Source organism: Halomonas sp. ANAO-440, assembly GCF_019915905.1.
Lineage (GTDB): Bacteria > Pseudomonadota > Gammaproteobacteria > Pseudomonadales > Halomonadaceae > Halomonas > Halomonas chromatireducens.
Genome location: NZ_JAHXBV010000015.1, coordinates 1 through 21,122, shown reverse-complemented (window position 1 = coordinate 21,122; position 21,122 = coordinate 1). Strand labels below are relative to the sequence as shown.

16 protein-coding genes are annotated in these 21,122 nt (G+C 64.0%); 6 read left to right on the top strand and 10 right to left on the bottom strand.

The window, feature by feature from the left end; all coding sequences use genetic code 11:
* Positions 1 to 80 precede the first annotated feature (80 nt).
* From rraA to acnB, 3 genes are all read right to left on the bottom strand, one after another.
* A complete protein-coding gene (gene rraA, locus KZO25_RS12015; protein ID WP_223137157.1) occupies positions 81 to 569 on the bottom strand; it encodes a ribonuclease E activity regulator RraA in 489 nt (162 codons plus the stop codon).
* A gap of 150 nt (positions 570 to 719) precedes the next feature.
* Entirely contained in the window at positions 720 to 1,322 is a 603-nt protein-coding gene (locus KZO25_RS12010; protein WP_223137156.1) for a porin family protein, read from the bottom strand.
* Positions 1,323 to 1,669: 347 nt separating this feature from the next.
* Positions 1,670 to 4,273, bottom strand: coding sequence for a bifunctional aconitate hydratase 2/2-methylisocitrate dehydratase (gene acnB, locus KZO25_RS12005; protein WP_223137155.1), 2,604 nt, complete (start codon positions 4,271 to 4,273; stop codon positions 1,670 to 1,672).
* A gap of 292 nt (positions 4,274 to 4,565) precedes the next feature.
* Here acnB and KZO25_RS12000 point away from each other — a divergent pair, with 292 nt between their 5' ends.
* The 3 genes from KZO25_RS12000 to KZO25_RS11990 all read left to right on the top strand — a co-directional run bounded on the left by KZO25_RS12000 (position 4,566) and on the right by KZO25_RS11990 (position 9,728).
* A complete protein-coding gene (locus KZO25_RS12000) occupies positions 4,566 to 5,006 on the top strand; it encodes a DUF1289 domain-containing protein (protein ID WP_223137154.1) in 441 nt (146 codons plus the stop codon).
* Positions 5,007 to 5,136: 130 nt separating this feature from the next.
* A complete protein-coding gene (locus KZO25_RS11995; RefSeq protein WP_223137153.1) occupies positions 5,137 to 5,772 on the top strand; it encodes a tRNA-(ms[2]io[6]A)-hydroxylase in 636 nt (211 codons plus the stop codon).
* A 32-nt stretch (positions 5,773 to 5,804) separates the two neighbouring features.
* Positions 5,805 to 9,728, top strand: a complete 3,924-nt coding sequence (locus tag KZO25_RS11990; protein ID WP_223137152.1) for an AAA family ATPase — start codon at positions 5,805 to 5,807, stop codon at positions 9,726 to 9,728.
* 402 nt (positions 9,729 to 10,130) lie between these two features.
* On the opposite strand, the gene KZO25_RS11985 is transcribed toward KZO25_RS11990, so the two are convergent.
* Genes KZO25_RS11985 through queC form a run of 4 tightly spaced genes read right to left on the bottom strand, consistent with a single transcriptional unit; the run spans position 10,131 to position 12,685 of the window.
* Positions 10,131 to 10,382: a YkgJ family cysteine cluster protein gene (locus tag KZO25_RS11985; RefSeq protein WP_262488981.1), complete on the bottom strand. Its 252-nt coding sequence runs from the start codon at positions 10,380 to 10,382 to the stop codon at positions 10,131 to 10,133.
* A 14-nt stretch (positions 10,383 to 10,396) separates the two neighbouring features.
* Positions 10,397 to 11,242 carry a 6-pyruvoyl trahydropterin synthase family protein gene (locus tag KZO25_RS11980; protein ID WP_223137150.1) on the bottom strand — a complete coding sequence of 282 codons (846 nt, stop codon included), beginning with the start codon at positions 11,240 to 11,242 and terminating at the stop codon, positions 10,397 to 10,399.
* The gene (gene queE / locus KZO25_RS11975; protein ID WP_223137149.1) at positions 11,242 to 11,886 is read right to left on the bottom strand and encodes a 7-carboxy-7-deazaguanine synthase; all 645 of its coding nucleotides are present in this window, start codon (positions 11,884 to 11,886) and stop codon (positions 11,242 to 11,244) included. The genes KZO25_RS11980 and queE overlap by 1 nt, the downstream gene beginning before the upstream one ends.
* Positions 11,879 to 12,685: a 7-cyano-7-deazaguanine synthase QueC gene (gene queC, locus KZO25_RS11970; protein WP_223137148.1), complete on the bottom strand. Its 807-nt coding sequence runs from the start codon at positions 12,683 to 12,685 to the stop codon at positions 11,879 to 11,881. Before queC ends, queE begins: the two co-directional genes overlap by 8 nt.
* A gap of 239 nt (positions 12,686 to 12,924) precedes the next feature.
* On the opposite strand from queC, the gene yegQ reads away from it, so the two are divergent.
* Positions 12,925 to 14,352 carry a tRNA 5-hydroxyuridine modification protein YegQ gene (yegQ, locus tag KZO25_RS11965; RefSeq protein WP_223137147.1) on the top strand — a complete coding sequence of 476 codons (1,428 nt, stop codon included), beginning with the start codon at positions 12,925 to 12,927 and terminating at the stop codon, positions 14,350 to 14,352.
* Between the two features lie 817 nt (positions 14,353 to 15,169).
* Entirely contained in the window at positions 15,170 to 16,120 is a 951-nt protein-coding gene (locus tag KZO25_RS11960; RefSeq protein WP_223137146.1) for a sensor domain-containing diguanylate cyclase, read from the top strand.
* Between the two features lie 43 nt (positions 16,121 to 16,163).
* Here KZO25_RS11960 and KZO25_RS11955 read toward each other — a convergent pair whose 3' ends face one another.
* Complete coding sequence (locus KZO25_RS11955) at positions 16,164 to 16,601, bottom strand: REP-associated tyrosine transposase (RefSeq protein WP_262488980.1); 438 nt, start codon at positions 16,599 to 16,601, stop codon at positions 16,164 to 16,166.
* 227 nt (positions 16,602 to 16,828) lie between these two features.
* On the opposite strand from KZO25_RS11955, the gene KZO25_RS11950 reads away from it, so the two are divergent.
* Positions 16,829 to 16,978 carry a hypothetical protein gene (locus KZO25_RS11950; protein ID WP_223137145.1) on the top strand — a complete coding sequence of 50 codons (150 nt, stop codon included), beginning with the start codon at positions 16,829 to 16,831 and terminating at the stop codon, positions 16,976 to 16,978.
* Positions 16,979 to 17,538: 560 nt separating this feature from the next.
* On the opposite strand, the gene KZO25_RS11945 is transcribed toward KZO25_RS11950, so the two are convergent.
* A complete protein-coding gene (locus KZO25_RS11945; protein ID WP_223137144.1) occupies positions 17,539 to 18,306 on the bottom strand; it encodes a universal stress protein in 768 nt (255 codons plus the stop codon).
* Entirely contained in the window at positions 18,293 to 20,716 is a 2,424-nt protein-coding gene (locus KZO25_RS11940; protein WP_262488979.1) for a Lon protease family protein, read from the bottom strand. The genes KZO25_RS11945 and KZO25_RS11940 overlap by 14 nt, the downstream gene beginning before the upstream one ends.
* Positions 20,717 to 21,122 lie beyond the last annotated feature (406 nt).

Sequence of the window (21,122 nt, the reverse complement as noted above, 5' to 3'; positions counted from 1 at the left end):
ACGGTTCGGAGGGCGGGGAGGCTAAGCCTTCCCGACCCCTATCAGCTGCTCCTTCATGCCACGGTGTTGCCGCCGCAGCCTCACCCCTCCAGCGGCAAACGCGCTTCGGCGACGACGATGCCGTTGTTGTCGGCGTACAGCCACTGGCCGGGCTTGAGGGTGACGCCGGCGAAGGTGACGGGTACGTCCCGCTGGCCTTCGCCGCGCTTGTCGCTCTTGCGCGGATGGGCGGCAAGGGCCTGCACGCCCAGGTCGGTTTCGGCCAGGACGTCGACATCGCGTACGCAGCCGTACATCACCACGCCGGACCAGCCATTGTCGACCGCCTGCTCGGCGAGCATGTCACCCAGCATGGCGCAGCGATGCGAGCCACCGGCATCCACGACCAGCACCGCACCGTTGCCGCCTTCGGCAACCGCTTCCTTGACCAGCGAATTGTCTTCAAAGCATTTCACGGTGCGTACCGGTCCGCAGAACGCCTCGCGGCCGCCGAAGTTGACGAAGATCGGGTCGAGTACCTTCACTTCGGGGTGGGCGTCGCAGATGTCTGGCGTGATGATGGCGCTCATGCAGGGCTCCTTGCCTGGAGAAATGGAGTGATCACATGATGATGCCACAGTTCCTGCGGTGTCTCCGTCGTCGTTTCGTCGGAGCTGTCATCTAGATACAACGACGCCGGGCGAGGCCCGGCGCCGTGTATGGTGAGAGGGGGAGAGTCGCTAGAAGCTGAAACCCACCGAGGCGGTGAAGGTGTCGATAGTGTAGTCGCTATCGAAGTCGTAGCGCTCGTACTCGGCCCGTAGCATGACCGGGTTGAAGTTGAACTGGGCGCCGACCCCGTAGACCGGGTCGAAGCCGTCATTGTCCTGCAGCTCGAGGCTGGCATCGCCAAGATTGCCCTCGACAGTCGTTTCCCAGTTGGCGACTCCAACCTTGGCATAAGGGCTGAACCAGGGCGTCACCGGGAACTGGCCGACCAGGTTGGCACCGTAGGCGGTGGACTCCAGATCGGTACTGGCGCCGTCCTGGCCGCGCAGCCGCACCCTGCCCAGGTCAGCATAGAAGACTTCCGCCGCCAGGAAGCGATTGATCTGATAGCCGGCGAAGCCCTTCCAGACGTTGCCGTCATCGTCGATGCTGAAGTTGCGGCCTCCGCTTTCGATGAAGTTGTCGACCTCGTCACGGTCGTTTTCCAGTGAGCTGAAGCCGGTGCCCAGGCCGAGATAGGCGTACGGTTGATGCGGGGGGTTGGCGAGAGCGGCGTTGGCGGCAAGCAGAGCGGCAGAGGCGAGCGAAGCAGTCAGCAGTTGTTTTTTCGACATTTGTTTCTCCTTGATGTCCCTTTGCCTTGATATCCTTGGCTTTTTTTTCGTTGTGAAGCCATTTGCCCATCAATACGGATGCGTTCAGGCAGTGCAGAACGTTACCCAATCACAGAGCTATGACTTGTTATCACATCTTTAACCTAGTCTCGGAGTCTTGCCGTCACAAGCTGACTTGCGTTACGAAAGTTTGCAGTTGTTGCCTTTGGCATGTCACGAACGAACACGCATAAAAAAGCGCCCCAATAAGGGGCGCTTTGGTCATCGGCTCCGGCCTTCACCCTTGGGTGGGGCCATCGATGTTGCGAGCATCGGAGTCGAAATAATGCTTCCGGGGTCGTAGCTTATCAGGCTTCCTGAGCTACGGGAATCACATTCGAGGCCGCTTTCTGATACTCCTCGATTTCATGGAAGTTCATGTAACGATAGATCTCGCCGGCCATGGCGTCGAACTCGCCCATGTAACGCTGGTACTCCTCGACCGTCGGCAGGCGACCCTCGACGGCAGCGACCGCAGCCAGCTCGGCAGATGCCAGGTAGACGTTGGCGCCATCGCCCAGGCGGTTGGGGAAGTTGCGGGTCGAGGTGGACACCACGGTGCTCTTGGCGGCGACGCGGGCCTGGTTGCCCATGCACAGCGAGCAGCCCGGCATTTCCATGCGCGCACCGGCGCGGCCGTAGATTCCGTAATACCCTTCCTCGGTCAACTGATGCTGGTCCATCTTGGTCGGCGGTGCCAGCCACAGGCGGGTCTTCAGGCTGCCGGCCGGCTGCTTCTCGAGCAGCTTGCCCGCGGCGCGGAAGTGGCCGATGTTGGTCATGCACGAACCGATGAACACTTCGTCGATCGTCTCGCCGGCCACTTCGGATAGCAGGCGGGCGTCGTCCGGGTCGTTCGGCGCACAGAGGATCGGCTCCTTGATCTCGTCCAGGTCGATCTCGATGACCTCGGCGTACTCGGCATCCTTGTCGGCGCGCATCAGGCTCGGGTTGGCCAGCCACTCTTCCATCGCCGCGATACGACGGCCGATGGTGCGCTCCTCGCCATAACCGTTGCTGATCATCCACTTCAGCAGGGTGATGTTGGACTTCAGGTACTCGGCGACGCTCTCCTCACTCAGGGTGATGGTGCAGCCGGCGGCAGAGCGCTCGGCGGAGGCATCGGAAAGCTCGAAGGCCTGCTCGACGGTGAGGTCGTCAAGGCCTTCGATTTCCAGCACGCGGCCGGAGAAGGCGTTCTTCTTGCCGGCCTTGGCCACGGTCAGCAGGCCATTCTTGATCCCGTAGTAGGGAATGGCGTGGACCAGGTCACGCAGGGTGACGCCGGGCTGCCGCTTGCCCTTGAAGCGAACCAGCACCGATTCCGGCATGTCCAGCGGCATCACGCCGGTGGCGGCGGCGAAGGCCACCAGGCCGGAGCCCGCCGGGAAGGAGATCCCCATCGGGAAGCGGGTGTGGGAATCGCCGCCGGTGCCCACGGTATCGGGCAGCAGCATGCGGTTCAGCCAGCTGTGGATGATGCCGTCGCCGGGACGCAGCGAGACGCCGCCACGGTTCATGATGAAGTCGGGCAGGGTGTGGTGGGTATCCACGTCCACCGGCTTCGGGTAGGCGGCGGTGTGGCAGAAGGACTGCATCACCAGGTCGGCCTGGAAGCCCAGGCAGGCCAGGTCCTTGAGCTCGTCGCGGGTCATCGGGCCGGTGGTGTCCTGGGAGCCCACGGTGGTCATCTTCGGCTCGCAGTACATGCCCGGGCGGACGCCGTCCATGCCGCAGGCCTTGCCGACCATCTTCTGGGCCAGGGTAAAGCCCTTGCCGGTGTCGACGGGCTGCTCGGGCAGGCGGAAGACATCGGAGGGAGCCAGGCCCAGCGACTCGCGCGCCTTGCCGGTCAGGCCACGGCCGATGATCAGCGGAATGCGGCCACCGGCACGCACTTCGTCGAGGATCAGCTGGGTCTTGAGTTCGAAGGTGGTGACGAGCTCGTCGGTGCCGTGCTTGCACACCTTGCCTTCATAGGGGTAGACGTCGATGACGTCGCCCATTTCCATGTTGGCAACGTCCATCTCGATGGGCAGGGCGCCGGAATCTTCCATGGTGTTGAAGAAGATCGGGGCGATCTTGCCGCCGAAGCAGAAGCCGCCGGCCCGCTTGTTGGGCACATTGGGAATATCGTCGCCGAAGAACCACAGCACCGAGTTGGTGGCGGACTTGCGCGAGGAGCCGGTTCCCACCACGTCGCCCACGTAGGCGACCGGGAAGCCCTTGGCCTTCACTTCCTCGATCTGCTGCAGCGGACCGGTGGTGCCGGGCACTTCGGGCACAATGCCTTCGCGCTCGTTCTTGAGCATGGCATTGGCATGCAGCGGAATGTCGGGGCGCGACCAGGCGTCCGGGGCAGGGGAGAGGTCGTCGGTGTTGGTCTCACCGGGCACCTTGAACACGGTCAGGGTGATCTTCTCGGCCGGGGCGGGCTTGGAGAGGAACCACTCGGCCTCGGCCCAGGACTGCATGACGTCCTTGGCCACGGCATTGCCGGCGCGGGCACGCTCTTCCACGTCGTGGAAGGCGTCGAACATCAGCAGGGTGTGCTTGAGCTGTTCGCCGGTTTCCTTGGCCAGTTCGGCGTCGTCGAGCAGTTCCACCAGGGAGACGATGTTATAGCCACCCTGCATGGTGCCCAGCAGCTTGACGGCATGTACCTTGTCGATCAGCGGAGAGCTGGCCTCGCCCTTGGCGATGGCGGTCAGGAAGCCGGCCTTGACGTAGGCTGCCTCGTCCACGCCCGGGGGAACGCGGTTGGTCAGCAGATCGAGCACGAACTCCTCTTCGCCGGCGGGCGGGCTCTTCAGCAGTTCGACCAGGGCGGCGACTTGCTCGGCGTTGAGAGGCTTCGGTGGGACGCCCTCGGCGGCGCGTTCCTCGACATGTTGGCGATAGGCTTCAAGCACGTTGGGGCCCTCTTCTATAGTGGTGGCCAAAGCAAGCCGATGCACGATCAGCAGCGGCGAAATGACGGCTCTGGCTAGTGAAACAACCGGGTCACTGGGTGCGGCGATTCTACGCCAAACTGTCGACAATGTTAAGGCGACCCCCTTGGCGGCCGCCTTGAACTTTGGTCGGCGCAATGTTCGTGCAGCTACAAATTAGGTAGCATGAAGTGTCGTCGACAGGTGCCTGTCGCACGCGAGCGCGTTACCATGGCAGCGAATAAATACGGGTACAGACCGAGGTGGAAGCGCCATGGCTGGCAGCATCACATCGCCCTGTGTAGGGCTCTGTTCCACCACGCTTGGCGATCCGGTCTGTCGGGGCTGCCAGCGCGGCGATGACGAGATCCTCGAGTGGTTTGGCCTTTCCGGTGACCAGCGTGCAGCACGCATGGCCGAGCTGGATGCCCTGCGAGAGAGCGTGGCCGGTCGCTTCCTGAAGGTGGTCGATGCCGATTGCCTCGAAGCGCAGCTGCGGCGATACCGGATCCGCTTCAGGCCCGAACAGCCGGCGCTCTCGCGAGCGGTGGAACTGCTGCGGGTGGGGCGCACCCGCATCCAGGCACTGCCACGCTATGGGCTGGAGCCGAGTGAAGCGGCCCTCGGCCTGGATGTTGCTGAACTACATGCACGGCTCAGCCAGGCGCTGAATGAGGCCGCCGAACGCCGCCGCGCGACGCACTCTGGAAATTAGCGCTGCACCACCGAGCTATCGACTGCGTCATACCCGAGTCCATGCCATGCCCGAGACCCTTGCCGAGACTGTACCCAGGACTATGCCAAGGACTATGCCCAGTACTATACCCAGGACTATGCCCGAAACCATGCCCGAGATAGCGGAAGTGCCAAGTGACGAGTCACTGTTGCCACCGGACCTGCTGGATTTCCTCAACTGCGCGACACCCGATGGCTGGATCGCCTGGGCGCTCGAGAATCCCGAGCTGCTGTTGATCGATCATGCACAGTGTGAAAAGAAGGCAGCCTCGACGGCAATGAGTCTTCTCTATCGTTACGTCAACGAACCGTTGCTGCTGACCAAGATGTCGCAGCTTGCCCGGGAGGAGCTACTGCACTTCGAGCAGGTAGTGAAACTGATGGAGAGTCGGGGTATCGTCTATCGGCATCTCAGCGCTTCCCGCTATGCGGAAGGGCTACGCCAGCACATTGACACTCAAGAACCAGCGAGGCTGGTCGATATTCTGATTATTGGTGCCTTTATCGAGGCACGCAGCTGTGAACGGTTTGCTCGACTGATTCCGCACCTGGACCTCGAGCTTGCCAAGTTCTACCGCACTCTGGTTAAGTCGGAAGGTCGTCATTACGAGGATTATCTAATGTTGGCGCGGCATCTCGCTCCAGGACCCATCGACGACCGGGTTGCCTTTTTCGCCGAACGCGAAGCAGAGCTGATAGTCACGCCGGACAAGGCGTTTCGTTTTCATAGTGGTGTGCCGGGCTGAGGCCACCGCTTTCGCCATGCAGGGTTCCCAACATGCAGGACGCTCCACAAGACGTTCATAATAACGAATGGGATCAGCTAGCGCTGTTTGGACAGTTTTCACTGACACTGGGCGATGACGTCCTGACTCAGTTCAGTTACGACAAGGTCAAGGCGCTACTGGTCTATCTGCTGCTGCACCAGCAACCCGTCAACCGGGCCAGCCTGGCCGAGTTGCTGTGGCCCGACCAGGGCCTCTCTTCAGGGCGCACCAACCTGCGCCATGCCCTGCACTGCTTGCGACAGTCGCTGGGCGAAGAGGCAGAGCGGGTGCTGGTGGTATCCCGCCAGACCATTGCCTTCCGACTTCCCGAGAGCTGGCATTTCGATCTGCACGAACTTCAGCAGCTGCTCGATGGACCCAAGGATATCGCAACCCTGGAACGGCTGCTTCAACGGTACCGCGGCGACCTGGTCGAGGAACTGCAGCTGCCTTCCTGCACCGAATTCCAGCGTTGGCTGGTTCAGCTGCGCAACGAATGGCGCCAGCGGGTAATCCGTTTTGCCGAGGCCATACTCGAGGGCAACGACGAGATTCCCGACCACCTGCTGCAGGCCCTGGTCAGCCGCTTCTCCGGCTATGGCCCCTTCCACGAACGCCTGGTGCGCCAGCTTGCCGAACAGGGCCAGTTGGCGGCCGCCCACGAACAGTACAGCGCCTACCTGCAGCTGCTGGCCCTCTCCGGTCAGCAGCCCGAGCCCGGCTTCCTGCAGCTGGCACGCTACTGGTCCGATGGCAATCCCGACCTCCACGGCCTCTCTTCCCAGGGCGCCTTCTCGCGCACCCTGGCGGCCGGCAGCTCGCCGCTAAGGGAAGACGAAATCGAGCAGCGCCAGCTCTCGGTCATGGCCATTCGACTGCGTGTGAAAGGTGAATTCTCGGCTCGGGACGAGACCCGGGCCTGCCTGGCGCTGCAGATCGAGCTGATGCGCTGGCTCGAGCAGCAGTGTCATCACCTGGGCGGCTTCTGGCTGCCCGGTGCCACCGGCGGCCTGGGCCTGGCCTGCTTCGGCACCCACGGCCCGGCCCACCAGCTGGCCGAACTGGTTGCCCTGTATGAACACTGTCGCCGGGTGCTGCCCGACGAAATCGCGCGTCACTGGAGCGGCGCGGACGATGCGCCGCGTATCGAACTTGCCGCCGGCCTAAACAGCGGCCGCGTGGTCTATCTGCCCGAGCGGCAACTGGTCGACCCTCTGGGGCAGGTGACCCAGAACGCTCTCGAGCTGATGACCGCTGCGGAAGGCAGCGAACTGGTTATCTCCCAGGAGGCCAGCCAGCACATGCCGCCGGCACTGGACCTGCAGCCGCGTCTCTCCTCGCGACTGGTGGCGAGTGACGGCCGCGTGCGCCTGCGCGCCCTGGTGCTGGGCCACAACGAAGGCGGGCGCGATGCCATGCCGCCCAGCCTGGTCGGTCGCGAAACGCCGCTGCGCACCCTGCGTGACGCCCTTGCCCGTGCCGGCATTGGCCTGCGCCAGAGTGTGCTGGTGCGAGGCGCCTCGGGCATGGGCAAGTCGGCGCTGATGGTGGGTTTCCGTCAGCTGGAGCTGAGCCGCGATGCGGCGATCTGCTGGCAGCCCACCACGCGCCTCTCGGTGCTGGAACCCTACGGCGTGGCAAGAGCCCTGCTGCGCTGGCGCCTGGACGGCGAACTCACCGTCGAGACATTGGCGGAGCTGCTCGAGGAGCACGCCGACCTGGCCCTTGGCAGCCACCAGCTGAGCCTCCTGGAAGAGGCGCTTGGGGTGCGCGAAAGCCCCGAAGTGGCGCAGCTCGCCAAGAGCGGCGAGGCAGCGGACCTTGTCGTTGCCATACTGTGCCGTGTCATCGAGAAGCATGCCCTCGAGCGCACCCAGGTGCTGATGATCGATGACCTGCAGTGGCTCGACGAACCCTCTTTCCGCGTGCTGGCCGGCCTTCAGGCGCGGCTGCCAATCAACTGCGCCTTCCTGCTCGTGGCCAGCCACCACGGCCGCGAGGCCTTGCCCACACGATTGCACTGGGACCAGCAGGTCACCCTTGGCCACCTCGATGCCATGCAGTCGTCGCGCCTGCTCTCGCAGCTGGCACGACGTTACCGCCTGCACCTCAGTCCGCGCCTGCGCGGACAGATCATCGAGCGCTGCGATGGTGTGCCGCTCTACATGCAGGAGATCTGTCGTCGCCTGGAGATCGACCGCCGGGAAGGGCGCAGCGTTCATCTCGACGAACTGCCGCGTGGCCTGCTGGGGCTGCTGGCAGGACGCATCGACCAGCTCGACGGCGACCGGGAAGTCGCCCATGTGGCTGCCGTGCTTGGCCGGCGCTTCCGCCTGGACTTCCTGGCCGAATGCAGCGGTTGGGAAATGCCGCAGTTGAATCGTGCCCTGGAGCAGATGCGTCGCCTGGAGATCATTGAATCCGCCGGCGGCGAGGGCGGCTGTCGGGAATACCAGTTCAGCCATCAGCTGCTGCAGGAAGCTGCCTACCTCTCCTGTCCGCGGGACGTTCGCGTGCGTATCCACCGTCAGGTAGTGAGCCTGATCGAAGAGCGCTTCCCCATGTGGATCGGCCGGCACCCGGGCGACTTCGCCACCCACCTGCGCCGCAGCGGCCACTACGCCCGTGGTGCACGTTACTTCGAACTGGCTGCCCGCGAAGCGCTCAAGGTCAGCGCCAACCGCACGGCCCTGAAAATGGCCGACTTCGGCCTCGCCAGCCTGCGTCACGTCGAGGAGCAGGCCGAGCGCGAGATCAGCCTGCTCACCGTGCGTGGCCAGGCCGCCTTCGCCCTCGAAGGCCACGGTTCGCCCACCGCTCACGAAAGCTTCGTCCGCGCTCGCGAACTGCTGGTTCAGTGTGAAGGCTGCAGTGCCGACGACACCGAAGACCTTGAGCAGGCCTTCCTGGTCAAATGGGGGCTCTGGGTTGGCTGCAGCCAGCGCCACGCCCATGCCGATGCCTTCTCCCTGGCCGCCAGCCTGGCCTCCATTGCCAGCCGGCTGGAAGACCCGCGCTACCACCGCCTGGCCGACTATGCGCGCGCCAACTGCGAATACTGGGCCGGGCGTGTCAGCCAGGCCTACGACCATCTCGATGAAATCGCGCCCCTCGAACAGCCGATGATGATCGAGTGGCTACCGTTCTCGGAACACCCTCAGGTAGCTGCCGCCTGCTTCCAGGGCTGGGCGATCTGCCTGCGCGGCGACTATCGTCGTGCTGAACAGCAGGTCGAATCGGCCATTCGCCTGGCCGAGCGAATCGGCCACCCCGGCTCGCTGGCCATGGCACTGCTGTTTGCCGCCGCGCTCTACCGTCAGCTTGGCCATGTGCATCTGGCCGCCCAGCGCGCCGAGCAGGCGGTGACACTGACCGAGACCCCGGATCTTCACCTCTGGCAGGTGTCGGCACAGGGCGTGCTGGGCTGGCGTCGGGCGCTATCCGGCGACCGCGACGGCCTGCGAATCATGGACGGCGCCCAGGAGGAGTTTGGTGAAATCACCGGCCGTGACCGCTATCACCGACCCAACCTCTGGTACAGCGATGCCTGCATTGCCCTCGACGAGCTGGCAAGCGCCGAGGATTATCTCGACCAGTGTCTGCTCATCGCCCGCGAGCGAAGCACCCTGTTCGTGCCCGAGCTGGCGGTTCAGCTGGCCCGCGTCCGTCATCTCCTGGCGCGTCCGCAGGCCGAGATTCGCCTGCTGGTGGAGCAAGCGCTGGAATTTGCCCGCCTTCACGACAACCGGCATCAGGAACTCTGCGCCCTGGAAGCCTGGCTGACCCTGGTCGACGCCCGTGACGAAGCAGCCCGCGAACTTTTCCGTGAATTGCTGAACAACGTCACCCACAGTGACGCCCCGGTACTGGTGCGCTGGCGCACCCTGCTCGACCGTCGCCTGCCTCAAGCGGAGAACGCCGAATCACAGCTCTAGCGCAATGGTAAAGGGGCGCCGGAAGGCGCCCCGGCGTTTCCACCGTGGTAGGTAAAAACAGCTGTTGGAGCGCTCGGTTCGGCGCTCCGACTCCGCATCGCGATTGGCGTCGCCAGGCGCCCCGGCGGCTACCGCAGTGGCATGAAAAAACAGCTGTTGGAGCGCTGGTTCCCATCGCGACTGGCGCCGATAGGCGCCTTGGCTGAGGCCGCCGCCACGGCGATAACCGCAACATCTCCAACACCACCGGGAGGCCTGCGTCCTCCAGTCATGATCTGAGGATACTCTGACAGCGGCGTGGTGCGCGGTGGTGGAAAGATTCGCTGTTGGAGCGCTCGGTTCGGCGCTCCGACTCCGCATCGAAAACTGGCGCCGATAGGCGCCCCGGCGGAGGCCGCAACGTCAGGTCGCCTGCTCCAGGGCGGTGATCCGCTCCAGCGCCTGTTCGCGATTGTCGCCACACAGGGAGTGGTCGTAGTCGAAGCGTTCACACACGGCCGGGCGCCGCGGGTCGCCGAACAGCCGGCACAGGTTGTTCTCGTCGAGCTGCACGCAGCGTACCCCGGCCGGCTTGCCTTCGGGCATGCCGGGGATCGCCGAGCTGATCGACGGCGCAATGCAGCAGGCGCCGCAGCTGGGACGGCAGGCGCTCAAGGCTGTTTCCCCGCTCAAGGCTGTGCCTCGGCAATCGCTCCCTTATCGACCCCTTCGAAGGCCTGGACCCGCGTGGCGCGCCCGGTTTCCTCGGTGATCTGCCGTGCCAGCCAGCCAGCAATATGTTCCACCGTGGTGGGGGTGGGTAGGGTGAGGCAACGCTCCGCGGGCAGCCGGATCATGAAGCGACCCTGCTCGGCGCGGTAGCGGCTGGTCATCATGCCGCGCACCACGGAATCGGTGCCGGTGGCGATGTCCGCTGCGTCGACCAGGTAGCGATCTCCCAGACGCTCGGCCCATTCCGCTTCCAGCCCTGGCATCCGCACGCCGCGCTGCCAGATATGCAGGCGGGAGCGGTGCCCGTGGGCGATGCGCTGGCAGTTGCCCACATGGCGCTTGAGCCCATGGCTGTAGGTATAGGCCGCCCCGTCAATCGTCTCATCGCGAAGGCGCAGCCGAATGTCGGTGACCCGAGGTGGCGGGCGCTTCATCATTTCGCCTGCCAGCAGCTCGGCCAGTCGCTCGGTGGTAATGGCCGGCCACGGTAGCAGGGTAAAGGCCTGCCGCGGCGCGCGAACCTCCATGGGATAGGGCTGGTTGGCGCGTACACAGAGTCCTTCGCTGCACTCGAAGATTTCCAGGCCGGGCGCCTTCGTCGGGATCAGCAGCGTATGGTCGACCCCACCATCCAGGCGCGACTTGATCCACGGCTTGACCTCACCGAAGTCGAACAGCATGCCATCCTCGCCAAGCTCGCCGTCGAGCTCGGCATCCACGTGCCAACTGGCGCCGATCAAGCCATGCTGGGGAGACCACAGAGAGACATCGAGATGGCTCAGGCGGTTGACGAAAAGCGTCATCAATCGAACCCCGCAATCTTGTGAGTCTGCAGCGACAGGCGCCACTGCGGATGGGCCAAGCAGTAGGCCACGGTCGCATCCATATGGCTCTCATGCTTGCCCAAGGGCACACTGTCCATCGGCTGCAGGAAGAAATGATGAAAGTCGAGCCTTTGAAACCGCGCCGGTGGCGCGTCCTGCTGGGGGTAGACCAGCTTGATCTCATCGCCGCCGGTCACCGCCAGTTTCGTCGCCCCCTTGGGGCTGACGCAGAGCCAGTCGATGCCCGGCGGCGGCGCGATGGTGCCATTGGTTTCCACCGCCACCTCGAACCCCCGGCGATGCATGGCGGCGATCAGCGCCTCGTCAAGCTGCAGCAGAGGCTCGCCGCCGGTGAAAACGACATACGGTGTCACGACACCATCCTGGTCGGGCCAAAGCGCGGTCAGGTGGTCGGCCAGGGCGTCGGCATCACGGAAGCGACCGCCGTTCTGGCCGTCGGTGCCGAGGAAATCGGTATCGCAGAAGGTGCAGGCCGCGGTGGCGCGATCTCGCTCGCGGCCCGACCACAAATTGCAGCCGGTGAAACGGCAGAACACGCTGGCACGGCCGGCCTGGCCGCCTTCGCCCTGCAGCGTATAGAAGGCCTCCTTGACGCTATACATCAGGCGCCTCCCTGGATTCCGGCGCATCCGTATCGGACCGTGTAGAAGTGGCGGTAGCATCGGGCCGCTGTAGATAGCCGGCTTCGGGGCGCTGAGCAGTGGCGGCGGCTTCGGGCCGCTGTAGATAACCCAGCGGATCGATGGCGCCATTGGCAGCAAAGGCCGCGAGGCGCTCACGGCAGCTGCCACACCGGCCACAGGCGAGCTCCTGGCCCAGGTAGCAGGTCCAGGTATCGGCGTAGTCGAGCCCCATGGCCAGACCATCGGCGAGGATGTCCGCCTTGGTCGAACCCAGGTAGGGCGCATGGATCCGCACCGGTTCGAAGTTGGCGATACCCGCCACCGCATTCATGCGCTCGACGAACTCGGGCCGGCAGTCGGGGTAGAGCACATGGTCACCGCCATGGGCGCCGTAGTCCACGCGCCCGGCGCCGATGTTCACCGCCTTGGCGATGGCCAGCGACAGCAGGATCATGTTGCGGTTGGGCACCACCGTGGCACTCAGGTTGTCGCTGGCGTAGTCGCCATCAGGCATGTCGCGGCTGGCATCGGTCAGGGCCGAATTGTCGATCAGGCCATGGATGGCGCGAATGTCGACCACCTGATGCGGCACGTCGAGTTCGCGGCAGACGTGGGCGGCCACCTCGAGCTCGCGGGCGTGGCGCTGGCCATAGTCGAAGGAGAGGGCATGTACCGACAGCCCCTCGCGCAGGGCGCGGTGCAGTACGGTAAAGGAATCCATGCCACCGGAGTAGATCACCACGGTAGCGGGCACGGAGGAAGTCGTGGACTGGGTCATGGGAAACTCGTTGTCGGAGAATTTATCGGGCGGCTCTCGGTGAAAGCCACTGGCCGGGGTCCGGTCCGGCGCGGGCCAAGTTTACGCAACTGTACGAAATCTGGCCAGGGGCGGCGCCAGTTGCTAAGATTCTCGCCCCTCATCTAAGCACCCAGTGGGCTATCCGAACGAGCGCTGATACCTTCCAGCAGAGCGCGTCAGCTAGCACCTGGTGCCATCGTCCTGAAAACGGTGACCTTATGAAAGCCCCTGAACTGCTGTCCCCCGCGGGGACGTTCAAGAACATGCGCTACGCCTTCGCCTACGGCGCCGATGCCGTCTACGCCGGCCAGCCGCGCTATTCGCTGCGCGCGCGCAACAACGACTTCAAGGTCGACAACCTGCACAAGGGCATCGCCTACGCCCACGAGCGGGGCAAGCAGTTCTACGTCGCCTCCAACATCGCGCCGCACAACAGCAAGCTCAAGACCTACCTTCGCGACATGGAGCCGGTCATCGAAGCCGGGCCCGATGCGCTGATCATGTCCGACCCGGGGCTGATCATGATGGTGCGCGAGCGCTGGCCCGACCAGGAGATCCACCTCTCGGTGCAGTCCAACGTGGTCAACTACGCCGCGGCCCGGTTCTGGCAGAAGCAGGGCATCAGCCGCATCATCCTCTCCCGGGAACTGTCGCTGGCCGAGATCGGCGAGATCCGCGCCGAATGCCCCGACCTGGAGATCGAGACCTTCGTCCACGGCGCCCTGTGCATCGCCTATTCCGGCCGTTGCCTGCTCTCCGGCTACTTCAACCACCGCGACCCCAACCAGGGCACCTGCACCAACGCCTGTCGCTGGAAGTACAACACCGTGGCCGCTTCCCACGATGAGACAGGCGACCTGGTGCCGGCCAACTCCGCCCGTGCCCACGCCGGCAGCGGGGTGTGGACCCCGGACCAGGGTGGCCTGATCGCCTCCGGCGGTGGCAGCGCCGAGTTTGCCGACGTGGCCGAAAGTACCGCCACCGCCGGCGGCGTGGAAGGCCAGGACGAACTCTCGGCGCTGATCGAGGATCGCACCCGTCCGGGCGAGCTTATGCCGGTCTTCGAAGACGAGCACGGCACCTACATCATGAACTCCAAGGACCTGCGCGCCGTCCAGCACGTACCGCAGCTCACCCAGATGGGCGTCACCTCGCTGAAGATCGAAGGGCGCACCAAGTCCCACTACTACGTCGCCCGCACCGCCCAGGTCTATCGCCGCGCCATCGACGACGCCGTCGCCGGCCGGCCCTTCGACATGCGCCTGATGGACGAACTCGATAACCTCGCCAACCGTGGCTACACCGAAGGCTTCTACCGCCGCCACGTCCATGACGAGTACCAGAACTACCAGCAGGGCAACTCCGTTGGCGTACACCAGCAGTTCGTCGGCGAAGTGATAGGCTACGACCCCGGGCGCGGCGTCATGGAAATCGACGTCAAGAACCGCTTCGAAGTCGGCGACGGCATGGAACTGATGCTGCCCGGCGGCAACCGCCGCTTCACCCTCGAGCACATCGAGAACAAGCACGGCGAATCCGTCGGCGCCGCCCCCGGCTCCGGCCACATCGTGCGCATCCCGATTCCCGGTGAGCCCATCGAACCGGAGCGCATCGAATACGCGCTGCTGATGCGGGATCTGGGCTAGGCTACCGACCTTGTTGGAGGCTACTCTGCATTGCGACTGGCGCCGCTAGGCGCCTTGGCGGAGGCCGCGGCGCTGGCGATTTCCGCAACGTTTCCAATACCGCCGGGAGGCCTGCGGCCTCCAGTCGTGATCTGAAGATACTCCAACAGTGCGGCGTGGCACCCTCGGTGGAAAGAATCGTTGTTGGAGCGCTCGGTTCGGCGCTCCGACTCCGCATCGCGACTGGCGCCGGCAGGCGCCTCGGCGGAGGCCGCAGCGCTGGCGGTTTCCGCAACGTTTCCAACACCGCCGGGAGTCCTTCGGCCTCCAGTCGTGATCTGAAGATACTCCAACAACTACATGGCACCGTCGGTGGAGAGATTCGCTGTTGGAGCGCTCGGTTCGGCGCTCCGACTCCGCATCGCGACTGGCGCCGCTAGGCGCCTTGGCGGAGGCCGCAGCGCTGGCGGTTTCCGCAACGTTTCCAACACCGCCGGGAGTCCTTCGGCCTCCAGTCGTGATCTGAAGATACTCCAACAACTACATGGCACCCTCGGTGGAAAGAATCGTTGTTGGAGCGCTCGGTTCGGCGCTCCGACTCTGCATCGCGACTGGCGCCGGCAGGCGCCTTGGCGGAGGCCGCTGCGTCAGTTGCAGGCGCGGAACACTCGGCAGGGTGTTAGAATCGAGCTACGCATCGAGTCGTCGTGTCGACCGTGCAAACGACAAGGGATTGGGGGCTACTCAAAATAATGGTGGCCAAAAAAGTTGCCTGACCTTCTGCTGAACGAAGTGGGGCAAGGCTCCGGGCACTGTTGCTCCCAGTTCTGAGGTTGCCATGTCAGCGGATCTCCATCGAATCACCACCAAGCGCGACTTTGATCGTTCGTTAATCGAGGCCATTCATGAGGCCTCACCCGATGGCATCCTCGTGGTAGATGATCAGGGGATGATCGTGTCCCACAATCGGCGCCTATTTGAGGTGTTCGATATTCCCCTTGAGGCGTTGCCGGGTGACCATGGGGGTAACCTGTCGGGGTATTCCGAGCAGGCACCGTTGGCCTTAGCGATGGACCGGCTCGAAGCGCCCGAGGCATTTCTAAAGCGTACGCAGGAACTTTACGACGATCCCTCAATGGAGGACCACTGCGAGCTTTCATTGAAAGATGGCCGCACGCTGGAGCGCTTTTCCAAGGCTCTTTGGGGCAATGACAAACGGTACCTGGGACGAGTCTGGTTCTTTCGTGATATCACACCGCGCAAGGAAGTTGAGCGCAAGCTGGAGGTCCTGGCGCGGCGTGATCCTCTAACGGGCGTCGCAAACCGTCGTCATTTCTTCGAGTTATCCGGGGTAGAGGTTGCTCGAGCCCGGCGATATGGGGCGCCGCTTTCCCTGGCCATGCTCGACCTGGACCACTTCAAGCAAATCAATGACCGGTTCGGACACTCCGCCGGTGATCGGGTACTGATCAATTTCTGCAATGACGTTGCCACATTGCTGCGCGAATCGGACGTCCTGGCTCGTCTCGGGGGGGAGGAGTTCGTCGTCCTGCTGCCTGGTTCAGACCCGGATGGTGCCTTCCAACTGGCCGAACGCCTGCGCGGTCATGCCGAGAAAGCGATTGTAGAAGAGGGCGAGAGTCGCATCCGGTACACGGTGAGTGCTGGCGTGGCGAGCCTTACGCCCGACGATGCCTCGATCGAAACCGTCATGGGGCGGGCCGACGATGCCCTCTATGCTGCCAAGGCAGCCGGGCGCAACTGCACGAGGCATGAAGCCCCACGGTGATGAACAGGCTGTGCGCAGCCAGCTTTCGGAAAGCGCCTGGCCATCAATCCAGCCATATTGCATCCCAATAGGGATACTCCCCGATATTCTCCACCAGCCCTGCCCGCAACGGATTGGCGACGATATACCGCGCCACGGTGCGGATATCCTCGTCGGAACGCAGGGCACGGTCGTAATATCCGGTGTCCCATACCCGCAGCCCGACCGACATCGAGACATGGGATTTATATATCCTGATGGCATGCGCGAGATCGCCTTTCAACTGCAGTAGCCAATGGACATGGTCGGGCATGACGACAAATGACTGCGTCTCGCACTGCGCATCCAGGGTGGAAATCGAAAATGTACGGCAGGCCTTGCAGGCGGTACGAAAGTCTTCAAAGAACGGATAGCGACGGCGAGTCACAAGCGTAATGTGATAATAGTGGCCGGGGATGGAGCGACGACCTGCTCTGAGAGCGCGCATACCGGGCGTTGTCATTATAAAGACTCATGTTGGGCTGGCTCAGTTCAGAGTATTTGACTGAGCTAATATGTCGTTAAGCCATTTGCGGACCTTGTTGTAGGCCGTGACCAACAGAGCGTGTAATCAATTTGTGGCGTTTGCCGTCAGCATCGGCAACACCGACGGTAGAAAGAATCTTTGTTGGAGCGCCGCTCTGCATCGCGACTGGCGCCGCGAGGCGCCTCGGCGGAGGCCGGAGTGGCATGAAAGAATCGTTGTTGGAGCGCTCGGTTCGGCGCTCCGACTCCGCATCGCGACTGGCGCCGATAGGCGCCTTGGCGGAGGCGGCCGAGGTCGGCAGTGATCGCCAGCATCGGCAACACCGCCAGGAGCCCTTCGGCCTCCAGTCGTGATCTGAAGATACTCCAACAGCGGTGTAGTTCGCGTTGGTGGAGAGATTCACTGTTGGAGCGCTGCTCCGCATCGCGACTGGCGCCGGCAGGCGCCTTGGCGGAGGCCGCAGCGCTGGCGATATTCGCAACGTTACCAACACCGCCGGGAGCCCTTCGGCCTCCAGTCGTGATCTGAAGATACTCCAACAACTACGTGGCACCGTCGGTGGAGAGATTCGCTGTTGGAGCGCTCGGTTCGGCGCTCCGACTCCGCATCGCGACTGGCGCCGATAGGCGCCTGGCGGAGGCGGCCGAGGTCGGCAGTGATCGCCAGCATCGGCAACACCGCCGGGAGTCCTTCGGCCTCCAGTCGCCGATGCGTCGGACCGGATCTAAAAATACTCCAACAACTACGTGGCACCGTCGGTGGAGAGATTCACTGTTGGAGCGCTGCTCTGCATCGCGACTGGCGCCGGCAGGCGCCCGGCGGAGGCTGCAATGGCATGAAAGAACAGCTGTTGGAGCGCTGGTTCCCATCGCGACTGGCGCCGCCAGGCGCCCGGCGGTGTTACATCATTATTCTACGCCACCACCACAATCGGCAGGGGGACATTGGCAAGCAGTTCGGGGTCTTCGTCGAGGAGTTGTTCCAGCTCGGTTCGATGCAGCAGCAAACCGCCGGTATCGGCGCGGGTGAGCTGTTTTTCCAGTTCCCGGGCATGGCGGACCGGCAGGGGGGAGGGGCCGTCGAAGAGTGCCGTCAGCCAGTCGGGTATGGCTCGTTCGCCGTTAGACTGCGCCTGGCTAAGCATTCGCAGCGGGCCGCGCCGGAAGGGGTGCCGTTCATCCCAGAGCAGTACCGTGCAGGGGGCTTCCAATATAAGCCGGCGGCTGGTGGAGCCGAGCCGCGTGCCCCAGCGCTCTGTCGTGCCGGTCTTGCCCAGTACCAGCACATCCCCGGCGCCGGCCTTGGCCAGGGCTTCGCCGACGACGGGGCCGCGGCTGACTTCAAGGCGATGCCGCAGGTCGCGTCCGGCCACGGCGAGTGCTAGCGCCTGATTTACGCGCTGTAGCTGTCGGGCGATGCTGGCTTCCAGCGTATCCGCGGTCAGCGGCCGCGTGACGCCCGACTGCGCGCCGATCTCGCAGGAGAACGGAAAGGCCGCACAGCTCAGCAGGTCCAGGTCCTCGACATAGACTGCAACAAGCTCGGCATGCCGACGGCTGGCCAGGTCCACGGCGGCCGCCAGGGCTGCCTGGCTATGCCGCGAAGCGTCGAGCAGCGCCAGTACGCGTACCACTTCGAGAAGGGGTGTGTCGCCGGAAGGGGGCGTGTCAGGCTTGGTCATCGTCACGCGCCTCCTCGTCCCTGTCGTTCTCCTGATCGTTCATCTTGCCGCTGTTCCCACGATTCTTGCTTGCCACCTTGTGGAAGGCCTCGAGACGCTCGGCAACCAGGGCGTTGACGCTGCCCTCGGGATAGTTGCCCGCATCGTCGCGCTCGCCCGGTGTCATGTCGGTCAGCAGTGCCAGTGCTTCGTCCAGGTCGTGAATGGCAAAGACCTTGAAGTCGCCGGCGGCAATGGCGTCGCGCACGTCCGCCTTGAGCATCAGGTGCGCCACGTTGGTTGCCGGCAGCAGCACCCCGCGGCCCTTGACCTCCCCCCGCGCCCGGCAGATGTCGAAAAATCCTTCGATCTTCTCGTTGACGCCGCCCACCGCCTGCACCATGCCGTATTGATCGATGGAGCCGGTGACTGCCAGGCGCTGGTCGATGCCGACCCGGGCGATGGCCGAGATCAGCGCGCAGGCCTCGGCCACGGATGCGCTGTCGCCCTCCACGCCACCGTAGGACTGTTCGAAGGCGAGGCTCGCGGAGAGCGAGAGTGGAGAATCGGGGGCATAGCGGCTGGCCAGGTAGCGGGAAAGGATCATCACCGCCTTGGAGTGGATGCGCCCGCCCATGCGTGCCTCCCGCTCGATGTCCACTACCTGGCCGGCGCCAGGGCGCGCGGTAGCGGTGATACGACTCGGCTGGCCGAAGGCATAGTGGCCCAGGCTCAGCACCGAGAGCCCATTGATCTGGCCGACCTGGAAGCCATCGGTACGAATCGCCACCGTGCCCCGGGTGATCATTTCATGACTGCGCTCATGCAGGCGGCTGGCCCGCCACAGCTGCTGCTCCACCGCCTTCTCCACGTGGGTGCGGCCGATTACCTTTGCGGCTGCCTGGTCAGCCCAGTGGTCGGCCTCTTCCAGCAGGTCGCTCAGTTCGCGATGACGAGCGGTGAGTTTGCCCTGGTCATCGGCCAGGCGGCTGGCCCGCTCGATCACCGCCGCTACGCCGCTGCGATCGAGCGGGCGCAGGGCGGAATCCCGGGCCAGGGTGGCGATCATTCGCGCATACAGGGGCTGGTTGGCATCGTTGCGCTCCAGCTCATCCTCCAGGTCAGCCTGCACCTTGAACAGCTCCAGGAAATCGGGGTCGTGTTCGCACAGCAGGTAATAGAACAGCCGCTCGCCGAGAAGCACGACCTTGAGGTCCAGCGGAATCGGCTCCGGCTCCAGGGTGGTGGTGCTGATCAGCCCATACGCTTGCTCCAGCGACTCGGTGCGGATCTCGCCGGCACGCAACACGCGCTTGAGGGTCTCCCAGGCACCGGGCTGCATCAGCAGGGCGCGCACATCAACCACCAGGTAGCCACCGTTGGCGCGATGCAGGCCCCCGGCGCGGATCAGCGAAAAGTCGGTCAGCAGGGTGCCGTTGTGGACATGGTGCTCGATACGCCCCACCAGGTGCTGATGGGTCGGCAGATCGAGATAGACCACCGGCGCACCCTCGCAGCCCTTGTTGTCGACGATCAGATTCAGCTGGAAGCGGGTGAACAGCGCTTCCGGCGGAATATCCGGCTCCTCGTCGATAAACGAATCCACGTTGGCCACGATCGCCTCGCGGATGGCCGCCAAGTGGGCCTGTACGCCTTCCTGCTCCACGTAACGCTGCTCCAGCTCCTCCAGTGGGGCACCGATCGCGGTCTGCAGCATCTCCTCGTTCAGGGCCACGACCTGCTCGCGCAGCAGTTTCGCCAGCCTCGGCATCTGGCGAATGGCATGGGTCAGCTTCTTCTGCAGCACCTTTACCGTGCCTTCGATGCGTTCGCGCTCATCCTGGGACAGCTTCTCGAACTCGTCCGGCGACATCATCTTCTCGTCGCTGTTGGCCGGGGCGAAGGTGAAGCCGTTGGGAGTGGAGAGCAGCAGGATGTCGTGCTCACGGGCCTCGCGGCGCACCGCCTCGATGGTATCGCGCTGGCGCTCGCCCATAGCCTGTTTCAGCTCGTGCAAGCGGTTCTGGTACTCGTCCCCCTCGAAGACCGCGGGAATCGATGTGCTGAGCTCCTGGGTCAACTGCTCGATGTCGGCGCGCAGAACCCGGCCCATGCCGGTGGGCAGCAACAGATGAAAAGGACGGGATGGGTCATCGAAGTTGAAGCGGTAGGCCACGTCCGGTGGGGTGGGCTCGTCACGGGAACGCTCGGCAAGGAAACGCCCCACCAGCTGATGCTTGCCATGCCCGGGGTGACCCAGCACGTAGAGATTAAAACCATCGCTGCGCATCGCGGTACCGAAGTCCAGCGCCTCCCGCGCCCGGTCATGGCCGCTGAGCAGATCCAGCGAAGCAAGCTCACTGCTCACCTCGAAATCGAACGCCTCCTCCGGGCAGTGGCGATACACCTGCGTCGCATCCAATGGTTTCAAGATGGCTGCCTCCCTGTTCTTGCTGCACTTTGATGACGCTTCATCCCAGTATGGCGGAGTACATGCAGAAATGCCTGATATAGGTCAAGGCGACGAGGTGCAGTCGAGATGGTGGAGAGAGCAGCTGTTGGAGCGCTGCTCTGCATCGCGACTGGCGCCGGCAGGCGCCTTGGCGGAGAGAGTCGTTGTTGGAGCGCTGCTCCGCATCGCGACTGGCGCCGCCAGGCGCCTCGGCGGAGGTGGCAGCGTCATCGGTGATCACCTACACAGGCAACACCGCGGGGAGGCCTTCGGCCTCCAGTCGTGAGCTGAAGCTTCCTCCTACAGCGTGGTAATCGCCTGTTATGGCGGGAAAAGGCAGCTGATAGGGGTCGGGAAGGCTTAGCCTCCCCGCCCTCCGAACCGT

Bases quoted from the DNA above. Each gene is read 5' to 3' on its own strand.
- rraA (WP_223137157.1), bottom strand. From the start codon at position 569: ATGAGCGCCATCATCACGCCAGACATCTGCGACGCCCACCCCGAAGTG.
- KZO25_RS12010 (WP_223137156.1), bottom strand. From the start codon at position 1,322: ATGTCGAAAAAACAACTGCTGACTGCTTCGCTCGCCTCTGCCGCTCTG.
- KZO25_RS12000 (WP_223137154.1), top strand. From the start codon at position 4,566: ATGGCTGGCAGCATCACATCGCCCTGTGTAGGGCTCTGTTCCACCACG.
- KZO25_RS11995 (WP_223137153.1), top strand. From the start codon at position 5,137: ATGCCCGAGATAGCGGAAGTGCCAAGTGACGAGTCACTGTTGCCACCG.
- KZO25_RS11990 (WP_223137152.1), top strand. From the start codon at position 5,805: ATGCAGGACGCTCCACAAGACGTTCATAATAACGAATGGGATCAGCTA.
- KZO25_RS11980 (WP_223137150.1), bottom strand. From the start codon at position 11,242: ATGACGCTTTTCGTCAACCGCCTGAGCCATCTCGATGTCTCTCTGTGG.
- queE (WP_223137149.1), bottom strand. From the start codon at position 11,886: ATGTATAGCGTCAAGGAGGCCTTCTATACGCTGCAGGGCGAAGGCGGC.
- queC (WP_223137148.1), bottom strand. From the start codon at position 12,685: ATGACCCAGTCCACGACTTCCTCCGTGCCCGCTACCGTGGTGATCTAC.
- yegQ (WP_223137147.1), top strand. From the start codon at position 12,925: ATGAAAGCCCCTGAACTGCTGTCCCCCGCGGGGACGTTCAAGAACATG.
- KZO25_RS11960 (WP_223137146.1), top strand. From the start codon at position 15,170: ATGTCAGCGGATCTCCATCGAATCACCACCAAGCGCGACTTTGATCGT.
- KZO25_RS11955 (WP_262488980.1), bottom strand. From the start codon at position 16,601: ATGACAACGCCCGGTATGCGCGCTCTCAGAGCAGGTCGTCGCTCCATC.
- KZO25_RS11950 (WP_223137145.1), top strand. From the start codon at position 16,829: ATGAAAGAATCGTTGTTGGAGCGCTCGGTTCGGCGCTCCGACTCCGCA.
- KZO25_RS11945 (WP_223137144.1), bottom strand. From the start codon at position 18,306: ATGACCAAGCCTGACACGCCCCCTTCCGGCGACACACCCCTTCTCGAA.